Origin of the sequence: Actimicrobium sp. GrIS 1.19, from assembly GCF_035984655.1 — a bacterium.
In the GTDB taxonomy this organism is placed as follows: domain Bacteria; phylum Pseudomonadota; class Gammaproteobacteria; order Burkholderiales; family Burkholderiaceae_D; genus Actimicrobium.
On record NZ_JAXCHT010000004.1, the window covers coordinates 74,146 to 91,737 of the forward strand.

Sequence of the window (17,592 nt, forward strand, 5' to 3'; positions counted from 1 at the left end):
TGGCCTCGATTAGAAAGTCTTGCTGATGGAGACGACGAGAGTTGCCTTGCCCAGGTTTTTGCCCTTGCCGACGTAGGCATCGCTGTTGGTGCCAATGGCTGCGATGCTGCCGCTGGCGAAGCCAAGGTCCTTGGTTGCGCCAATTTTCCAGTCGGTGTAGCTGAAGTCGGTGTTGTGCGCGACTTTTTGATGGCCAACATGCAGGTTCAGCTGGGTGCCTTCGGCGATGTCGATATTTGCGCCAAGATCAAGGTAACTGCTGTTCTTGCTGTCAACGAAGCCGAACAGATTGGTGACAGACTGCGAATACTTGGCATACATCGGGCCGGTGCCGACCTGAACATACAGTTCGGTGGTCTCGGCACGCGGGTGCAGGTCATTGGAAGGGTACTGATAGGTCAGGATACCGAAGTCGTACGACACGTCAGGGACGATTTCGCCGCGTTTGCCAGCATAGATGTCGACTTCGACGTCACCGCCGCCGCCCGCATCCTTGGTCCACTTGATTGTGGACAGCCACGTACCAACATACAGACCGGTAGGGTTGTTGACGTAATCGGCGCCGCCCGACAGGGCCGGCATTTTGCGGCTCTGCGAAATGCCGCGGAAGCGGTAATCCGAGGACAGGGCGGCATTGAAACTCAATTCATTGTCGGGTTTGGCGTCTTCCGCGTGGGCAAGCGTACCTACAAAGGCTGCTGCGACGGCACAGGCCAGGATCAGTCTTTTCATTGTGTTTCCCTGTAGAGTTGTTGGATAAAAAATTACGACAGAACCGCGGGTTTCGATCTACATTAGCAGGACTCGTGCCACCAGAATTTGCGGGAAAACATTGCTTTGTGCGTAACATTGGACCGACCCCCTTGCTACAGCAGTATGACAAGCGGGCGTGCAGCACCAATATAATGCGGTCCATCGCCGGACGCACTGATTTGGTGCCAATTTCATTAAAAAGGAAACACCATGGACAAGACCAATTTCTTTACCGACATGCAGAACAAGATCAGCCAGGCAATTGAGAATTCGCCGGCCAAAGATATCGAGAAGAACGTCAAGGCAATGATGGCGCAAGGCTTTACCAAGCTTGATCTGGTCACGCGTGATGAATTTGACATCCAGGCGCAGGTGCTGGAGAAGACCCGGGCCCGGCTTGAAGCGCTTGAGGCGCAGGTCGCGGCCCTGGAGGCGCAGTTGAACAAGCCCTAGCGCGCTGCGTTAGCGCAAAGCCGGACATTTCGCATGGCGATCGGGGAATCCGGTCGGGTGCTGTTCCATATCAAGAAGGTCGCTGGTGCTTTGCCGCAAACTTTCCGAAATTCATACGCATCAGGAAAGTCATCATGTGGCAATTTGAACCTTCATGACGCTGGCCGTCCTGAAAAGTCGCGCTCTAGCCGGAATGCAGGCGCCTGAAGTCACCGTCGAGGTGCATTTGGCCAATGGCCTCCCCAATTTCACGATCGTCGGCTTGCCGGAAACTGAAGTCAAGGAGTCCAAGGACCGCGTCCGCGCGGCGCTGCAAAACGCCCGTTTTGAATTTCCTGCGCGCCGCATCACCGTCAATCTGGCCCCCGCCGACCTGCCCAAGGAGTCGGGACGATTCGATCTGCCGATCGCACTTGGAATTCTTGCTGCTTCAGAACAGATGCCGGCGGGTGAGCTCGACAAGTACGAATTTGCCGGGGAGCTGTCCTTGTCGGGCGAGCTTCGGCCAATTCGGGGCGCGCTTGCGATGACCTTTGCCATGCACAGCGACGGTGATTTGTCGGGTCGGCAGCGCGGCTTCATTCTGCCTCGGGCCAATGCCGACGAGGCGGCCCTGGTGAAGGACGCTGCGATTTTTCCGGCGGATTCGCTGTTGCAGGTATGTGCCCACTTCGCTGCGGTGACCGGTGAGGCCAGGATTGGCCGCCATCGTTGCGTCGCCGAGCCGGCGCGGCCCGACCATCCCGATTTCGCCGATGTAAAGGGGCAGCTGCAGGTCAAGCGGGCGCTTGAGGTCGCGGCAGCTGGCGCTCATAGCGTCCTGATGGCGGGACCGCCGGGTACCGGGAAATCCATGCTGGCGGCGCGTTTCGCCGGCATTTTGCCGCCAATGACCGACCAAGAGGCACTGGAGTCGGCGGCGGTACAGTCGCTGTCGTCGGGCTTCTCGATCGCGCGCTGGAAAGTGCGGCCCTACCGCGCGCCACACCACACGGCATCGGGCGTGGCACTGGTTGGCGGCGGTAATACACCGCGGCCTGGCGAGATTTCACTGGCACATCGCGGCGTGCTGTTTCTTGACGAACTGCCGGAATTCGAGCGGAAGGTACTCGAGGTATTGCGCGAGCCGCTGGAGTCCGGGCGCATCACCATCTCGCGCGCGGCGCGGCAAGCCGATTTTCCGGCACGGTTCCAGTTGATCGCCGCCATGAATCCCTGCCCGTGCGGGTATCTGGGTCACCCCGCCAATAAATGCCGTTGCACGCCCGAACAGGTTGCGCGCTACCAAAATCGGATTTCGGGGCCATTGCTTGACCGGATCGACATGCAGATCCAGGTTCCGGCGTTGCCGCACAGTGACTTGCTCAAACCGGCAGAAGGCGAACCATCCGCCGCGATTGCGCAGCGTGTTGGCCGAGCCTTTGATGTCGGGCAGGCACGCGCCGGGAAGGCTAACAATTTCCTGACCACCCAGGAAATTGACGTGCATTGCCAGCCCGATAGCGCGGCAGAACAGCTGTTGCAATCGGCAATGCAGCGATTGAACTGGTCCGCCAGGTCGTATCATCGGGTTCTCAAGGTTGCCCGCACGATTGCCGATCTGGCAGGGGTTGAGCAAATTTCGTTGCCGCATGTGGCCGAGGCAATCCAATATCGTCGCGGACTGCGCGAGCAGTAGCCGATCTGGCGAGGATGCGCCGAAAGTTTGCTATCGTTCTGCGTCGTACGCACGGCGATCAAGCATCCGTGTGCCGTCAATTCCTGGAATCGGATCAAACATGTCGTTGGCAATCGCTCTTCGGTACCTTGTTTTGCGCAGCATGGCATGCTGATCGGCGTCGCCTGCGCGTTGGGCGCGGGCCTGATGTGGGGGCTGGTTTTTATTGCGCCAGTGTTGCTGCCCGAGTATCCGGGCCTGGTCCTGTCGTTTGGACGCTACATCGCATTTGGCGTGATTGCCCTTGTCCCCGCCGTCCTCGACCGCCGTCGCATCGTTTTATTGTCCGCGCGCGACTGGCGGATGGCGTTTGCCCTGGCGCTGGTGGGCAATCTGCTTTACTACGCGGCGCTGGCCAGCGCGATCCAGTTCGCCGGCGCGCCGTTGCCCGCGATGCTTATTGGAACATTGCCGATCGTTATCGCTGTAGCCAGCAATTGGCGCGCACCGGATGCCATTCACTGGGGCCGGCTGCTGCCATCGTTGCTGATCATTTCGGCCGGGCTCCTGTTGGTCAATCACAGTGAAATCAAGACGCTGGATGGGCAGCGATCGACCTCCGACCATTTGCTCGGTTGTCTGCTGGCGGTCGTTGCGGTGGCCGCCTGGACCTGGTACCCGATCAACAATGCCCGTCATCTGCGCAGCAACGCGAGCCTGAGCTCGTCGACGTGGGCCACGGCGCAAGGTCTGGCGACATTGCCGATGGCATTGCTGGGCGCGACAGCGTATGGCGCGTATGGGCACTTCACGCCGGGCGGCTTTGACTTTCCGCTGGGTCCGAGACCGGTCGATTTTGTCGCCTTGATGCTGTTGCTCGGGTTGTGCGCGTCCTGGCTGGGAACGCTGCTGTGGAACCGCGCCAGCCAGCAGTTGCCTACTGCGCTGAGCGGACAGCTGATTGTTTTCGAGACATTGTCGGCATTGCTGTACGCATTCGTGCTCCGTGGCAGCGCGCCCGACTGGCAGGGATCGATCGGTATTGCCCTGCTTTGCGTTGGCGTAATGTGGGGCATGCGGACCTTTCATCGTGCCGGATGAAGCCGGTGAATGCCGCGCCCTGTTACCATTCGGGCCATGAAGAATTTACTATTTCAAGCAGCCAGGACACTTCGGATCGCGGTCCTGATGGCAGCCTTCGCAGCATGCACGCCGGCGCATGACTGGCGCGAGGTGCAGGGCAGCGCAGCGCCATTTTCAGTGCTGCTCCCTGCCAAGCCAACGATCTTGTCACGCAAGATTGATCTGGACGGCACGCCGGTCACGATGACCATGACGGCGGCGGAAGTCGGTGGCGTCACCTATGCGGTGGGTACGGTCGATTTGCCTGATGCCGCCAGCGCCAGACGTGCGATGACTGCCATGCGCACCGCAATGGTCAGGAATATTCAAGGTACTGTGGTGAAAGAAACCGCCGCCGAGAGCAGCATCGAACTTGAAGCCAGCGGAACGCCCACCGGAGGCCAGCCGAAATTGTTGATCGCACGTTTCGTTGCAAGTAACCAGCATGCGTATCAGGTCATCGTCGCAGGGGCGGCGAGCGCCATCGCACGGGAGCAGGTCGATACCTTCATGTCCTCCTTCAAAACACGCTAGCAGCATCTGCATGCTGGCGCGAATGTGCTGAAGGCGACCATCTCGTGCTATGTTCCGGGCATCCGAATCACCGAATGGAGAACGCAGATGTTAGTCACTTTCAAATCGAAGGCCGCCGCTGAAGTCACGATGTACCAGGAACACGCCAAGCGCTTGCTCGATCTGCTGCACAAGGACGTAACGCGTGGTGTCATTACCGCGGCCGAGACCGGCGCGGCGCTGGCGATCCTTGACGCGCAAGTCGCCGCCAGTCGCTTGCATCCGGCATCGGACGTTCTGGAGCAGGATGTCCATGCGCATCACAGCGATGCCGGCGACGATCATGGCCACGAAGCACTGGAGGCGGTCAGTTTCTCGGCGCGTGCCTATCCCTTCATCGAGATGTTGCGCGCTGCAAATGAAAGCAAGGCTGACGTTCTCTGGGGCGTGTGATCGTTGTCCCGCATGAAAGCAGCGTCCGTGCCCACGACGGCACCGGATTGTTTGTTCGCGACTGGCTGGTGCCTGCGGATCAACTGACCCGCGGTGGTGTGGTGATGATGCACGGGCTGGGCGAGCACTGCGGCCGCTACGGGCGGATCGCCCAATGGTTCAACCAGAATGGCTGGTCGGTGCGCGCCTACGACCACCGCGGCCATGGCCGCTCGGACGGACGGCGCGGTGATGTGCCGGAACCCGGCAGTTTGATGCGTGATGCCGAGGTGGTCATCAAGGATTTTGCGGTGGCACAGTCTGCGCGTTGGGACAGTGCCCCCATCCTGTTCGGTCACAGCATGGGTGGACTGTTCGCCGCGCAATTGGCTTGTGCCAATTTGCTGCCGCTGCGCGGTTTGATTCTCTCGTCCCCCGCACTGGCGCTGACCATTAGTCCGATGCAGTCTTTGTTGTTGCGCTTGATGCGGGCAATTGCCCCGGGTGTTGGCGTGTCGAATGGGCTGCCGGAAGGGTTTCTGTCACATGACACGGCGACAGTCATCGCCTATCGAAATGATCCCCTGATCCACAGCAAGATCAGTGCGCGCTTGCTTACCGCAATGCTCGCCGCGGTCGATTATTCGCAGCTTCGTGCTGCCGAAATTCGCTGCCCCACCCTGCTGCTGGTAGCGGGCGATGACCGCCTGGTCGATGCGCGTGGCAGCACGGCATTTTTTGATCAGCTCGACCCCGCCGAGGCCACCATGCACCTTTTTCCAGCGATGTATCACGAGATCTTCAATGAAGTCGATCGAGAGAAGGTGTATGGGAATCTGGGGCAGTGGATGTCGCGCTTCAGCTGATCTCCTTTGTCATGATGTGTGATTGCAAGGCATAACCGACGCGACGGTAAAATTCCATCGCGTCGTTATTTTTGTCAAATACTTCAAGCCGAATTTCGTCGGCGCCAGCAGATTGGGCCCACTCTTCGGTCGCAGTCATCAACAATTTTCCAATCCCCTTGTGCTTCATTGTCTCCGTCACGACAAGCGTATTGACGTGGCACAGAACCCGTGGTTTCAGGAACGTGATGCCGTTTTGCGGAAATAATTCAGCGCTGATAAATCCAACCAGCTCCTCGCCATGATGTGCCACCAGCATCACTCCGTTCGTCATTTCGATACAGGATCTCCAAAGGGCACGGTCGCGTTCGATGCCTGGCGGTGCGGCAAATACGTGGGGGCTGTGCGCGTGATGTTGGCGCGCGATTTCCTCGGCCAGCACAGATATTTCGGAATGATCCGATGCGATTGCCTTGCGAATGTGGATCATTTCGGCTTCTCCCATGCGTGGCCTGTCCCGAGGATAAGGATACTGCAGCGACCTGTGATTTTGAGAGCTGTGGACGACTTGGTTGCTGGCTCGCAACGCAAAAAATCCGCAGCATTTTCCCCCGTTCGGCATATTCTGTTTCTCTGCTTGCGCGGATTATGGACCGTTGAAAAGGGGGTTTTTTTCTGTGAATACGCTACCAATTTCCAGCTTGAACGAGGGTTATTTCACACTTGCAGGCGACGTCAATAGTGACATGGTGCGTCGGGTCTTCGCCGCAGTCAGCGATATGACCGCCAATGGCACGCGCACCGCCCATATTTTGCTGCAGTCGAATGGTGGATATGTCAGTGATGGGCTCTGCCTGTACAACATGCTTCGACATGCGCCAGTGGATATCATCATGTACAACTGCGGCGCAGTGGCATCGATTGCCGTGACCCTGTTCCTGTCGGGAAAGTACCGGATTGCCAGCCATACGGCGCGGTTCATGCTGCACAAATCTCACGCGACTGCGCCGTCCGGCGCGCGCCCCGATGCCCTGAAAATTATTGCAGACGGGCTGATGGCTGATGACCGCCGTACCGAAGAAGTCCTGCGCAACCACGTCCAGTTGCCGCAGGCGATGTGGGATGTGCACGCCTATTCCGATTTGCATCTGGCGGCGCCGGATGCGCTGGATGTCGGGTTGGTTCACCGAATCGGTGACTTTGCGCCCCCGCCGGGGGGATTGTTGCTCAACATCTGAAATTAGTGGCCGTTTTCGCGCTCCGCATGTGCCGCAGCATCGATCAGTTGTGCGGCCAGTGCGCGCGCTTCAAGAATGGACAGCTCCCGGCATTTCTCCCCGTTCCATATTCGCACGATTGCCGGATCCTCCGGTGCCGTGGTTCGTTGTGTCGCGCGTATCGCCGGGCGCAGCGCCCCGCGGTTGCGTACGTCGACCATCGGACCAAAACGCGTCGCCACCGGCCGACGGTTTGCCAGTTCTCCGCTGGGGTGCGCGGTCTGGGCATCAAGTTCGGGTAGGGCATCGCAGTACGCGGATTTCATCGGCAGCCTCTCGTTAATAAACTGTACGGATGAACAGTACTTTAACAGATGGCGGTGCGTCAACAGGGATTATCGATGCTCGCCGATAGCCCTGTGGCCGGTGCGGAAATCGCAATCATATGCTGCAGATGCATAAAAAAAGCCCGCTCAGGGAGCGGGCTGAAATCCATACTCTTGGAGGAGATATGGAGGAGACAACCAAAGGGTAGCATATATTTGGTGCAGCGCACCACAAATACCTCGAATTGTCACATTCCTGTTGCACTTAGTTAACAGGAATAGTACTCACAGGAAAAATTCGACGGAAGCACCGACACTTCCTCTGCATATACTGAAAGTAGATATACAGTATTGCGTATTGGTGTCATGAGTGCGGTGCCAGGTCGCGTTCGCGCCAGCCACTGGCCCATTGAGGGCAAATGACCAATCTTCCCAATAATGACTTTGCAAGGGGCCAGCCATGCCTCCAAACGTTGTGCGCAAATTCCTCGCCGGTCTCGTGCATTTATTGCTGTTGCTGGTCTCGGGGCAGGCTGCCTGTGCGACCGAAATTCGCTTGGCCAGCGCCTACAGCGCCACGAACTTTCATACGAGGAATTTGCAGTTGTTTGCCGAGGATGTTGCAAGGGCTAGCAATCAGGCCGTGCAATTGAAGATTTTTCCGAACGGCAGCCTGCATGCCCCGGGTGAAATCTTCGCCGCAGTGCGGGAAGGCAAGGTGCAGGCCGGCGAAGTCATCATGTCGAGTTTGTCGAAGCAACATCCCCTGTTTGGATTGGATGCACTGCCCTTCATCGTCTCCGGCTATGGCGACGCCCGCCGCATGTGGGAGGTGTCACGCGCAGAGATTGAGAAAATCATGGTCGCGCAGGGGTTGCAGCTGCTTTATGCGGCGCCGTGGCCGCCGCAAAATCTGTATTCGGTCAAGGCGCTCGGAACCCAGTTCGATTTCAAGTCCGCGCGCATGCGTGTCTACAATCCGGCCACCAGACGGATTGCCGAACTATCCGGAGCCATACCCGTGACAGTCGAGTCGAATGATCTCGAACGGGCCATCGCTTCACGCAGCCTCGATCTCATGATCACGTCTGGCGCCACCGGCGTCGATGCCAATGCCTGGACCGGATTGGGCCATTACTATCAGGCCAATGCCTGGATCCCAAAAAACGTCGTATTCATGAACGCCGCGGTATTCAATCAGCTCGACACGCAGGTCCGCAAGATGATTCTGGACGCCGCGCACGCGGCCGAAGGCCGCGGCTGGACCATGAGTGAACAAAGCAATCAGATCGCCGAACAGCAGCTTGCGCGCAACAACGTCAAGGTCGCACCGATCGACCCCTACATGCGGATCTATCTCGATCGCCTGGGCGAGAGGCTGACCCGGGAGTGGATGCGTCAGGCTGGCAAGGAGTCCTCCCAAATATTGCTCCAGTACATTATTGAGCGATCCGGGCGATAGCACCCGGCCGGATTAAATTCAGGAAACCGCTCGGATCGCGCGCGCAAGGTGGCGCACCCCGCTACAATCACCGTTTTCGCAAAACGCGATTGGCAGCCACCATGATGAGCACTCCAGAATTTCCCCTTGTCGCGGCGCCGCGCTGAGATGGCCCGCACCGATCTGAAACCGGATTCACTGGCATTCACGCTGCGCAGCGCCGCACACGCAGTCGCGCTGGTTCGAAGCGGCACCGCCTTGCCCAAGGCATTAACGCGCGTTCAAGGCTATGCAGAAACGCTGCCACAGGCGCGCGGCGCGATCCAGGATGTCGCCTATCGGACCATGCGCGGCCTCGGCCGGGCCGAAGTGCTGCTTGGACTTTTGACCACCCGCGCACCGGAGCCGGCGGCATTGCACGGATTGCTGTGTTGTGCGCTGACGCTGATTGACCGTGATGCTGACGAAGTCAACGCGCCGTACGAGATATTTACGGTTGTCAATCAGGCGGTGGAGGCCGCCAGCGCCGACCCTGCCATGGCGCATGCGAAAGGCATGGTCAATGCAGTGCTGCGCCGCTTCTTGCGTGAGCGCCCGCAACTGGTGGCGATTGCGCTGCGTCAGCCGAGTGCCGAATGGAACTACCCCGACTGGTGGATCGAGTCGATGCGAAGCGCTTACCCGCAGGACTGGCAAGCCATACTGCGTGCCGGGAATGTCATCCCGCCCCTTATTTTGCGCGTCAATCATCGCCGCACCACCCCGACCGACTATCTGGCGCTATTAGCTTCACAGCAAATTGATGCGCACCAGGTTGGTCCGGATGCGATCCGACTTGAGCGAGCGGTGCCCGTCCTGCAAATCCCGGGTTTCGCCGAGGGTCTCGTCTCGGTGCAGGACGCCGCAGCACAGTTGGCCGCGCCATTGCTCGATGCCCACGATGGCATGCGGGTGCTGGATGCCTGCGCGGCGCCCGGTGGCAAGACCGGTCATTTGCTGGAGCGCGCCGACCTGATGCTGACGGCGCTCGATTCCGATCCGCGGCGGCTCAAGCGCCTCGAAGAAAATCTGCAGCGCCTGAACCTGTCTGCCACACTGGTGGCGGGCGACGCCAGCAATACGGATTGGTGGGATGGCCAGCTGTATGACCGGATTCTGGCCGATGTTCCATGCACCGCGTCCGGTATCTTGCGGCGGCATCCGGACATTCGCTGGCTGCGCCGCAAGGCCGACACTGGTCAACTAGCAACATTATCGGCCCGGATTCTTGACAATCTTTGGCGACTGCTCAAGCCGAATGGTAAATTGCTGTTCGTGACATGTTCACTGTGGCCGCAGGAATCGGAAGCGCAGGCCGCAGCCTTCGCCATGCGCAACAAGGCTGAACGACTGACCGCTCCTGGCCAGCTGATGCCAACAGCAACGACTGACGACGATCACGATGGCTTGTTTTACGCACTGTTCAGGAAACCGGAAGACTGATGCGCGGCCATGACGTGCGGCTACAGCAATGGGTTGTCAGCATGCTGCTGCGCGGCTGGATACTGGCAGTGCTGTTGGTGTTTGCACCGCTGTCGCACGCCGCCGAAGGTGTCGACGTGGTGCAGGCCCACCTCGAAAACAGTGACGACGGCGTCAAGTTGTCCGCCACTTTTGCCTTCGAACTGAACCGCGGCCTGGAAGACGCCATCACCCACGGCGTGCCACTCTATTTCACCACCGAGGTCGAACTCACCCGCCCGCGCTGGTACTGGTTCGACGAGCAATCCCTGACTGAATCGCAAACCATCCGACTGTCCTACAACGTCCTCACGCGCCAGTATCATGCGGCGATTCTGGGGCGTCTGCAGCAGAGCTTCAGCTCTCTGGACGACGCCTTGTCCCTGATCCGACGCCCGAGTCGCTGGCTGATTGCGGATAAATCCGCACTCAAGCCAGGGGCCGTATATACCGTTGCGGTGCGGATGCGGCTGGACGTTGCGCAACTGCCGAAACCGTTCCAGGTCAATGCCATCAACAACGCTGACTGGCGCTTGTCGTCCGACTGGAAGATCTTTTCCTACAAGGCAGAATAGCAGTGCAGCGCACGCTTCGGTATGCCCTTGTAGTCGGCGGCGCCATTGTCGCAATCCTGCTGTTCCTGCTGGCGTCCGCGTCCGATAATTCGGCTACGTTCGACCGTCACTATCCCTGGCTGCTGGGCTTGAACGTGTTGGTCACGGTCGCGCTGCTGGGTTTGGTCACGCTGCTGCTGGCACGCCTGTATGCGCGCTACAAGCGCGGCATGTTCGGGTCGCGGCTGATGGCCCGGTTGGTGCTGCTGTTTGCCGTGATCGGCATTCTGCCCGGGGTGGTCATTTACACCGTGTCGGTGCAGTTCGTGTCCCGTTCGATTGAGTCATGGTTCGACGTGCGGGTCGAAGCCGCGCTTGAATCAGGCCTCAATCTCGGCCGCGCTGCGCTGGACGCGTCGCTGGCCGATCTGGGTGCCAAAGCGCATAGCCTTGCGCTCGAACTGTCGGACCTGCCTGACAGCGGTCAGATCAAGCAACTGGCGCGCTGGCGCGAACAGGGCGCCATGCAGGAAGCCATCATTGTGACCGCAGGCGGACGCGTGGTGGGCACCGACGGCGGCGATCTGAAAATACTGGTGCCGGACCTGCCAACGGCGGCGATGCTGCGACAGGCCAGGTTGTCGCGCGGCTATGCGGGAATGGAGGGCCAGCCCGTCCAGCCGACTCCTGACGCCGCCGCCGTAAAAACCACGCCCCCGGCGGAAGATGCGATCAACAATCTGCGCTTGCGCGTGGTCGTCATGATTCCCGCGAGCGGAAGCGCGCTGTCGTTGCAGTCGGAAACCCGCTACCTGCAATTGATGCAGAACGTGCCCGACACCCTGGCCACCAACGCCGAAGCGCTGCGCATGGCGTACAGCGAGTATCAGGAACGTTCGCTGGGTCGTTCAGGCCTGCGCAAAATCTACATCGTCACCCTGACCCTCACCTTGTTGCTGGCAATTTTTGCCGCCATCGTCAGTGCCTTCCTGATTGCATCCGATCTGGCCGAGCCGTTGCTGCTGCTCGCCGAGGGCACCAAGGCGGTCGCCGAGGGTGATCTCTCGCCGCGGCCGATCGTCGCGACCTCCGACGAGCTCGGCACCTTGACGCAGTCGTTCAACACCATGACCCGGCAGCTGTTCGATGCGCGCGCGGCAGTCGAAATCAACCGCACCGAACTGGAGAACGCCAAGGCCTATCTGGAATCAGTACTGGCCAATATGTCGGCCGGGGTGATGGTGCTGGACGATGAATTCCGGCTGGTCACGTGCAATGAATCGGTCGAACGCATTTTGCAGCACGAGGTCGAACCGTTCCTGAACCAGCCGCTGTCGGAGATCGACGGACTCGCGCCGTTTGCCGATGCAATCCGCAATGCGTTTTCGGCCCAAAGCGCGCAGTCGGCCGGCGGCGATCGTGGCGACGCCAGTTTGCATTGGCAGCAACAGATCGAAGTGCCGCGGCGCGGCGCCGATGCCGCGCGCGACGATGACATCATTTTGCTGGCGCGCGGTTCACGTTTGCCGGTCGCGCGTGGCACCGGCTATGTCGTGGTGTTCGATAACATCTCGGAAGTGATTTCGGCGCAGCGTTCGATCGCCTGGGGTGAAGTGGCGCGGCGACTGGCGCACGAAATCAAGAACCCGCTGACGCCAATCCAGTTGTCGGCCGAGCGTTTGCAGATGAAACTCGGCGACAAGCTGCTGCCGCAGGATGCGGCCATGCTGAGCAAGAGCACCACGACGATCGTCAATCAGGTGACGGCGATGAAGCGCATGGTCGACGACTTCCGCGATTATGCAAAAACGCCACCGGCGGTGCTGTCACTGCTGAACCTCAATGCACTGGTCGCAGAGGTGTTGCATCTCTACACCGGCGGCGATGAGCGCGACATTATTCATGCGGTGCTGGCAGAGGACTTGCCGCTGGTGATGGGCGACGCGACCCAGATGCGGCAGGTAATTCATAACTTGCTGCAAAATGCGCAGGATGCCGTCGCTGATCGTCACCCGGACCTCGCCGAGGCGCGCATTGATGTCCTGACCGAGACGGTGCACTATCAAAATGCGGCTGGTGAAACGCGTACTGCCGTGCGGCTTGCAATCAGCGATAACGGCGCCGGATTTGCAGCAAAAATCCTCAAGCGCGCCTTCGAGCCCTATGTCACGTCCAAGCCGCGCGGAACCGGACTTGGGTTGGCCATGGTGAAGAAAATCATCGATGAGCACGGCGGCCGCATCGATATTTACAATCGTAGCGACGGGAACGGTGCCAAAGTACTAATTTTGCTGTTAAAGTTAGCGCCGGACAGGTAACCGATAGTCGCTGACGAGCGGGCGGAGCGGTATGAACGCATCGGCAAACGTGGTTTTGGAAAACCAATGGAAAAAAGAGAGGCCGGCACATGGCAAACATACTGGTAGTCGACGATGAAATGGGAATTCGGGAACTGCTCTCTGAAATCCTCAGCGACGAGGGGCACGTCATTCTCACCGCCGAAAATGCACAGCAGGCGCGTGACGCGCGTGCGGCCAGTGTGCCCGATTTGGTGCTGCTGGATATCTGGATGCCGGATACCGATGGCGTGACCCTGCTCAAGGAATGGCAACGTGACGGCCTGTTGACCATGCCGGTCATCATGATGTCCGGTCATGCGACCATCGACACGGCGGTTGAGGCGACCCGCATCGGTGCGCTTAATTTTCTTGAGAAGCCGATTGCGCTGCAAAAGCTGCTCAAGGCGGTCCAGCAGGGTTTGTCGCGCGGACAAGAGCCGGTGCGTCCGGTCATGTATCAGGCGCGCTCGGTCGGCTTGTCGGTCGAAGCAGCAGCCGCAGCCACGGCGCACGCGGTCATCGGGGCCGCCTCGGCCGGTGCATCCAGTGCGGTGCAAGGTGTGCTGGCCGCGGCCGAGCCACAGGGCTTCGTCCTCTCGTTTGACCTGCCGCTGCGCGAAGCGCGCGATGCATTCGAACGCGCCTACTTCGAACATCATCTGGTGCACGAAGGCGGCAGCATGACGCGGGTGGCCGAGCGCACCGGTCTGGAACGGACCCACCTGTATCGCAAACTCAAGCAACTCGGTGTCGAGCCGAGCAAACTGCTCAAAAAAGGCGGATGACCCCGGCCACCCTGGTCACCGGGGTCACTGCCCGGTCACGTGAAGCCGCCATCGCCGACGCCCTGGGCGGGTTTGCGGCTGATGCGCGGATCGGATTGATCCTTGAAGGCTTGCCGGATGCCAGTGGTGCATTGGCCGATGTCGCCGACAATCCATTACGATCCGTCGCCCGCATCGCGCCAGGCTGCCCCTGTTGCATTGGCAATCTGACCATGCGCGTGACGCTCAACCGGATGCTGCGCCACCCGCCCGCGCACCTGTTCATCAGCCTGGCCACCAGCGCACATCTCGAACAGGTGCGGCAATTTCTAACCGATGCACCCTACGACAAGCATCTGACGCTGCTTCCCGATCTGGCGGCCTGATCGCGGGCTGCGCTTGAATTGTCGTTTCCGGGCCCCATGTGAGGTGCAGGCGAATGCGCTTTGCGTTCAGTGAACCGGGATCTCAAATGAACCTCATTTATAACAGCGACAATTACAGCGTGGTCGAGTTTGGCGTCGATGACGCACAGGAAGCGCTGCGTTTCGGCGCCTACGAAATCATGGACAAGCCGGGCCGCCGCGAGATTTTCATTGGCGGGAATTGGGCGGCCAGTTTTCGCGAGCATGTCCAGCAATTGATCGCAAGCGAACCTGACGTTGAGGCCATCGATACCTTTTTGGCCGGTTACGATGAGGTGATGCACCAGCCCGTCACCATGCATTGACCGGTTCCGTACCGGTATCTCATGCAAGCCAATTCGCGCGCCGTCAGCAGCAGCCAGACCGAAGCCCACCCGCAGCTTGCCCGCCTTGTCGCGCGCCACGCCACCACGCAATTTCAGAAGCCGGTGATGGCGTACAACCGCGCTGCATTCGCGCTGTTCCTGGCGCGCTGGCGCAGTGCGGGCACAGCGCCTCTGATCCTCGATGCCGGCTGCGGCGTCGGGCTGTCGAGCCGGCACCTTGCTGCGGCGTCGCCCGACTGTTTCGTGCTTGGCATCGACCAGTCGGCCGACCGCATCGAGCGGCATACGCTCTGGCCCGATCGTGCCCCTGACAACCTGCTTCTGTTGCGCGCCGATCTGGTCGATTTCTGGCGCCTGCTTGCCGATGAGGGCGTGACACTCCATCAACACTTCCTGCTCTATCCGAATCCGTGGCCAAAGATTGGTCATCTGGCGCGCCGCTGGCATGGGCATCCGGTTTTTCCAACCGCTGTCGCACTGGGTGGCGTGATTGAATGCCGCAGCAACTGGCCGATCTACGTCGATGAATGCGCCGCAGCCTTGCGTCAGTTAGGTGTTCCGCAGGTCGTCATCGAGCCCTATGCACCGGCCAATCCAATTACCCCGTTCGAAGCAAAATATCTCGCCTCAGGCCATGCACTATGGCGCTGCCGCTCGCACATGGCGGGCAGTGCATGACGGGCGGCAGACGCGATTGTCGCGTCCCCCGCGACAAAATCGGGTAATGTCCGGCATTCAATCTCCAGGAGGACTACCGGATGGATCGTCTGCAATCGATGCGTGTGTTTGCCCGGGTGGTCGAGCAGGGTAGCTTCGCCGCAGCCGGCATGGCGCTGGAAATGTCGAATGCGGTCGTGACGCGCCATGTTGCCGATCTTGAAAAGCATCTAGGCACACGTCTGTTGAACCGCACCACGCGCCGCTTGTCATTGACCGAAACCGGCCATGCCTATCTCGAGCGGGTCAAGCAGATCCTGCTCGACATCGACGATGCCGATGCGATCGCGGCGTCGCAGTCGATGCTGCCGGCGGGCATGCTGCGGATTTATTCGCATCTCGGTTTCGGTCAGCTGCAACTGGCACAGCTGCTGCCGCTGTATGCCCAGCAATTTCCGGAAGTCACACTCGATGTCACGCTCTCGGACCGCACGGTCGATCTGGTCGACGAGGGCTTCGATGTCGGTATGTTTACCGGTCTGCAGAAGTTCGATGCCAGCATGATTGCGCGCAAGCTGGGTTCGTCCGAAATCATGCTGTGCGCATCGCCGGACTATCTCGAAAAACGCGGTACGCCGACGACGCCGGAAGACGTGTCGCAGCATGCCTGCCTCAATTTTGCCTACGAACAGCTGCGCCATCACTGGACCATCGTCAGCGCCGCTGGCAGCCTCAACATTCCGATCACCAGCAAAATCATCTCGAACAATGGCGACCTGCTGCGCCAATGCGCCCTGGCGGGCATGGGCATCGTGATCCGCCCGTCCTTTTCGCTGGGAGATGACCTGCGTTCCGGACGGCTCGTGCGGCTGCTGCCGAGCCATCATCTGGGCTGGCTGGACGTTTCCATGGTCTACCCCAGCAGACGCCTGCTGGCAGCCAAGGTGCGCTCGTTTGCCGATTTCATCAGCGCGCAATTTCCGCATCCGGAAGCCGATCCCTGGCTGTCCGCCTAGTTCGCAGGCCTTTGTACGCCACCGCACGGAGTTCTCTCGGGCAACAGGTGAGACTTCGGCCCAGATCAGTGCATCTTGCATTGCTCCGTTGTCCCGCGCGAGTCAATGTGCCCGCCGGCGTCAACATCTCACAGGGGATTCTCATGACATTCATCCGCAAATGCGTTCTCAGTTGCGCCGCGTTGTTGCCACTCGCGCCACTGGCGCTGATCAGCAGCGATGTGCAAGCCCAGCAGTACAACAATTCCAGCGCCCCGCGCATCGATGGCTTCAATGTCAATGAAGTGCGCACGCTGTCTCCTGGCACCGATCTGAACTTTACGGTGTACGGCACGCCCGGTGGCAACGCTACGTTGCGCATTGCCGGCGCGGTGCGCAATCTGGCGTTGAGTGAAGTCGAGCCTGGCCAATACGAGGGCACCTACACGATCAGCGGTCGCGATCGTCTCAGCGCGCGCAGCGCCGTGACGGCCAACCTGCGCACCGGCAATCAGGTCGCCAGCGCCGTATTGGGCGAGTCGCTGCAAGTCGGCGTCGGCTACCATCCGCGCGCCCAGCGCGATGCGATCTTGCCGAAGATTGAACGGTTCGAAGTACAACCAGTGACCGATCTGTCGGGCGGCAACGAATTGAAATTTACCCTGTTCGGCACACCCGGCGGCAAGGCCGACATGACGATCGGTGGCACCACGGGCCGCTTCTTCCTGCCTGAAGTCAATGCCGGAGAATACGTCGGCAGCTACACGATTCGCCGTCGTGATCGGGTCCAGTCCGACAGTCCGGTCGTCGTCAATCTGCGCGTGGGCAATGCGGTCACCAGCCGCACCCTGGCGCGGCCATTGTTGATGGCGTCGGCGCCGGCGCCAGTGCGTCCAGCCCGCATCTGCAATGACTGCGGCACCATCGAAGCTGTCAACGTGGTCGAAACCAAAGGCGAGGGCGGTTATCTCGGCACCATCGGCGGCGGCGTCGTTGGTGCATTGCTGGGTAGTCAGGTCGGCGGCGGCAAGGGTCGGACGGCGGCAGAAATCGCTGGTGCCGTCGGCGGCGCGTATGCCGGCCACGCCATCGAAGGCAATGCACGTCGTGGCACCCATTACGAAGTCGTGGTGCGGATGCAAAATGGCGGCACGCAAACCGTGTCGATGGAAGCCAATCCGGGTCTGGCAGTCGGTGAGCGGGTGCGCGTTGGTGAAGGCGTCGTCACACGCGATCAGTAATCCTTGACGCAGGAGGGCGGAACCGGACTATC

The 17,592-nt window shown here is 60.0% G+C and carries 20 protein-coding genes; 17 read left to right on the plus strand and 3 right to left on the minus strand.

Going from position 1 to position 17,592, the window contains the following annotated elements:
• Positions 1 to 9: 9 nt before the first annotated feature.
• Complete coding sequence (locus RCH09_RS04785) at positions 10 to 732, minus strand: TorF family putative porin (protein ID WP_326939909.1); 723 nt, start codon at positions 730 to 732, stop codon at positions 10 to 12.
• Between the two features lie 231 nt (positions 733 to 963).
• Between RCH09_RS04785 and RCH09_RS04790 the strand changes: the two genes are divergently transcribed.
• From RCH09_RS04790 to RCH09_RS04815, 6 genes are all read left to right on the plus strand, one after another.
• Entirely contained in the window at positions 964 to 1,206 is a 243-nt protein-coding gene (locus tag RCH09_RS04790; RefSeq protein ID WP_326939910.1) for an accessory factor UbiK family protein, read from the plus strand.
• A 154-nt stretch (positions 1,207 to 1,360) separates the two neighbouring features.
• Positions 1,361 to 2,884 (plus strand): YifB family Mg chelatase-like AAA ATPase, encoded by a 1,524-nt coding sequence (locus RCH09_RS04795; protein WP_326939912.1) that lies wholly within the window; start codon positions 1,361 to 1,363, stop codon positions 2,882 to 2,884.
• Positions 2,885 to 3,031: 147 nt separating this feature from the next.
• Positions 3,032 to 3,964 carry a DMT family transporter gene (locus RCH09_RS04800; protein WP_326939913.1) on the plus strand — a complete coding sequence of 311 codons (933 nt, stop codon included), beginning with the start codon at positions 3,032 to 3,034 and terminating at the stop codon, positions 3,962 to 3,964.
• Positions 3,965 to 4,051: 87 nt separating this feature from the next.
• Positions 4,052 to 4,519: a hypothetical protein gene (locus RCH09_RS04805; protein WP_326939914.1), complete on the plus strand. Its 468-nt coding sequence runs from the start codon at positions 4,052 to 4,054 to the stop codon at positions 4,517 to 4,519.
• A gap of 87 nt (positions 4,520 to 4,606) precedes the next feature.
• Positions 4,607 to 4,951, plus strand: coding sequence for a DUF1840 domain-containing protein (locus tag RCH09_RS04810; protein ID WP_326939915.1), 345 nt, complete (start codon positions 4,607 to 4,609; stop codon positions 4,949 to 4,951).
• Positions 4,948 to 5,796 carry an alpha/beta hydrolase gene (locus RCH09_RS04815; protein ID WP_326939916.1) on the plus strand — a complete coding sequence of 283 codons (849 nt, stop codon included), beginning with the start codon at positions 4,948 to 4,950 and terminating at the stop codon, positions 5,794 to 5,796. Before RCH09_RS04810 ends, RCH09_RS04815 begins: the two co-directional genes overlap by 4 nt.
• On the opposite strand, the gene RCH09_RS04820 is transcribed toward RCH09_RS04815, so the two are convergent.
• The gene (locus RCH09_RS04820) at positions 5,789 to 6,280 is read right to left on the minus strand and encodes a GNAT family N-acetyltransferase (RefSeq protein WP_326939917.1); all 492 of its coding nucleotides are present in this window, start codon (positions 6,278 to 6,280) and stop codon (positions 5,789 to 5,791) included. The genes RCH09_RS04815 and RCH09_RS04820 overlap by 8 nt on opposite strands.
• Before the next feature lie 172 nt (positions 6,281 to 6,452).
• On the opposite strand from RCH09_RS04820, the gene RCH09_RS04825 reads away from it, so the two are divergent.
• Positions 6,453 to 7,013 (plus strand): ATP-dependent Clp protease proteolytic subunit, encoded by a 561-nt coding sequence (locus tag RCH09_RS04825; RefSeq protein ID WP_326940060.1) that lies wholly within the window; start codon positions 6,453 to 6,455, stop codon positions 7,011 to 7,013.
• A gap of 2 nt (positions 7,014 to 7,015) precedes the next feature.
• On the opposite strand, the gene RCH09_RS04830 is transcribed toward RCH09_RS04825, so the two are convergent.
• Positions 7,016 to 7,318, minus strand: a complete 303-nt coding sequence (locus RCH09_RS04830) for a hypothetical protein (protein WP_326939918.1) — start codon at positions 7,316 to 7,318, stop codon at positions 7,016 to 7,018.
• Between the two features lie 460 nt (positions 7,319 to 7,778).
• Here RCH09_RS04830 and RCH09_RS04835 point away from each other — a divergent pair, with 460 nt between their 5' ends.
• The 10 genes from RCH09_RS04835 to RCH09_RS04880 all read left to right on the plus strand — a co-directional run bounded on the left by RCH09_RS04835 (position 7,779) and on the right by RCH09_RS04880 (position 17,560).
• Positions 7,779 to 8,780, plus strand: coding sequence for a TRAP transporter substrate-binding protein (locus tag RCH09_RS04835; RefSeq protein ID WP_326939919.1), 1,002 nt, complete (start codon positions 7,779 to 7,781; stop codon positions 8,778 to 8,780).
• A gap of 147 nt (positions 8,781 to 8,927) precedes the next feature.
• Positions 8,928 to 10,241, plus strand: coding sequence for a 16S rRNA (cytosine(967)-C(5))-methyltransferase RsmB (gene rsmB, locus RCH09_RS04840; protein ID WP_326939920.1), 1,314 nt, complete (start codon positions 8,928 to 8,930; stop codon positions 10,239 to 10,241).
• Positions 10,241 to 10,834: a DUF4390 domain-containing protein gene (locus RCH09_RS04845; RefSeq protein ID WP_326939921.1), complete on the plus strand. Its 594-nt coding sequence runs from the start codon at positions 10,241 to 10,243 to the stop codon at positions 10,832 to 10,834. Before rsmB ends, RCH09_RS04845 begins: the two co-directional genes overlap by 1 nt.
• A 2-nt stretch (positions 10,835 to 10,836) precedes the next feature.
• Positions 10,837 to 13,131: a sensor histidine kinase gene (locus RCH09_RS04850; protein WP_326939922.1), complete on the plus strand. Its 2,295-nt coding sequence runs from the start codon at positions 10,837 to 10,839 to the stop codon at positions 13,129 to 13,131.
• 89 nt (positions 13,132 to 13,220) lie between these two features.
• Positions 13,221 to 13,937, plus strand: coding sequence for a response regulator (locus tag RCH09_RS04855; protein WP_326939923.1), 717 nt, complete (start codon positions 13,221 to 13,223; stop codon positions 13,935 to 13,937).
• Positions 13,934 to 14,302, plus strand: a complete 369-nt coding sequence (locus RCH09_RS04860; protein WP_326939925.1) for a GTPase — start codon at positions 13,934 to 13,936, stop codon at positions 14,300 to 14,302. The genes RCH09_RS04855 and RCH09_RS04860 overlap by 4 nt, the downstream gene beginning before the upstream one ends.
• 86 nt (positions 14,303 to 14,388) lie before the next feature.
• Positions 14,389 to 14,646: a BTH_I0359 family protein gene (locus RCH09_RS04865; protein ID WP_326939926.1), complete on the plus strand. Its 258-nt coding sequence runs from the start codon at positions 14,389 to 14,391 to the stop codon at positions 14,644 to 14,646.
• A 21-nt stretch (positions 14,647 to 14,667) separates the two neighbouring features.
• Positions 14,668 to 15,345, plus strand: a complete 678-nt coding sequence (trmB, locus tag RCH09_RS04870; protein ID WP_326939927.1) for a tRNA (guanine(46)-N(7))-methyltransferase TrmB — start codon at positions 14,668 to 14,670, stop codon at positions 15,343 to 15,345.
• An 80-nt stretch (positions 15,346 to 15,425) separates the two neighbouring features.
• Positions 15,426 to 16,340, plus strand: a complete 915-nt coding sequence (locus RCH09_RS04875) for a LysR family transcriptional regulator (RefSeq protein ID WP_326939928.1) — start codon at positions 15,426 to 15,428, stop codon at positions 16,338 to 16,340.
• A 143-nt stretch (positions 16,341 to 16,483) separates the two neighbouring features.
• On the plus strand, positions 16,484 to 17,560 hold the full coding sequence (locus RCH09_RS04880; protein ID WP_326939929.1) for a glycine zipper 2TM domain-containing protein: 1,077 nt from the start codon (positions 16,484 to 16,486) through the stop codon (positions 17,558 to 17,560).
• The last annotated feature ends 32 nt before the right edge of the window (positions 17,561 to 17,592 follow it).

Coding starts and splice junctions, on each gene's coding strand:
- RCH09_RS04785 (WP_326939909.1), bottom strand. CDS start 732: ATGAAAAGACTGATCCTGGCCTGTGCCGTCGCAGCAGCCTTTGTAGGT.
- RCH09_RS04790 (WP_326939910.1), top strand. CDS start 964: ATGGACAAGACCAATTTCTTTACCGACATGCAGAACAAGATCAGCCAG.
- RCH09_RS04795 (WP_326939912.1), top strand. CDS start 1,361: ATGACGCTGGCCGTCCTGAAAAGTCGCGCTCTAGCCGGAATGCAGGCG.
- RCH09_RS04800 (WP_326939913.1), top strand. CDS start 3,032: ATGCTGATCGGCGTCGCCTGCGCGTTGGGCGCGGGCCTGATGTGGGGG.
- RCH09_RS04805 (WP_326939914.1), top strand. CDS start 4,052: ATGGCAGCCTTCGCAGCATGCACGCCGGCGCATGACTGGCGCGAGGTG.
- RCH09_RS04810 (WP_326939915.1), top strand. CDS start 4,607: ATGTTAGTCACTTTCAAATCGAAGGCCGCCGCTGAAGTCACGATGTAC.
- RCH09_RS04820 (WP_326939917.1), bottom strand. CDS start 6,280: ATGGGAGAAGCCGAAATGATCCACATTCGCAAGGCAATCGCATCGGAT.
- RCH09_RS04830 (WP_326939918.1), bottom strand. CDS start 7,318: ATGAAATCCGCGTACTGCGATGCCCTACCCGAACTTGATGCCCAGACC.
- RCH09_RS04835 (WP_326939919.1), top strand. CDS start 7,779: ATGCCTCCAAACGTTGTGCGCAAATTCCTCGCCGGTCTCGTGCATTTA.
- rsmB (WP_326939920.1), top strand. CDS start 8,928: ATGGCCCGCACCGATCTGAAACCGGATTCACTGGCATTCACGCTGCGC.
- RCH09_RS04845 (WP_326939921.1), top strand. CDS start 10,241: ATGCGCGGCCATGACGTGCGGCTACAGCAATGGGTTGTCAGCATGCTG.
- RCH09_RS04855 (WP_326939923.1), top strand. CDS start 13,221: ATGGCAAACATACTGGTAGTCGACGATGAAATGGGAATTCGGGAACTG.
- RCH09_RS04860 (WP_326939925.1), top strand. CDS start 13,934: ATGACCCCGGCCACCCTGGTCACCGGGGTCACTGCCCGGTCACGTGAA.
- RCH09_RS04865 (WP_326939926.1), top strand. CDS start 14,389: ATGAACCTCATTTATAACAGCGACAATTACAGCGTGGTCGAGTTTGGC.
- trmB (WP_326939927.1), top strand. CDS start 14,668: ATGCAAGCCAATTCGCGCGCCGTCAGCAGCAGCCAGACCGAAGCCCAC.
- RCH09_RS04875 (WP_326939928.1), top strand. CDS start 15,426: ATGGATCGTCTGCAATCGATGCGTGTGTTTGCCCGGGTGGTCGAGCAG.
- RCH09_RS04880 (WP_326939929.1), top strand. CDS start 16,484: ATGACATTCATCCGCAAATGCGTTCTCAGTTGCGCCGCGTTGTTGCCA.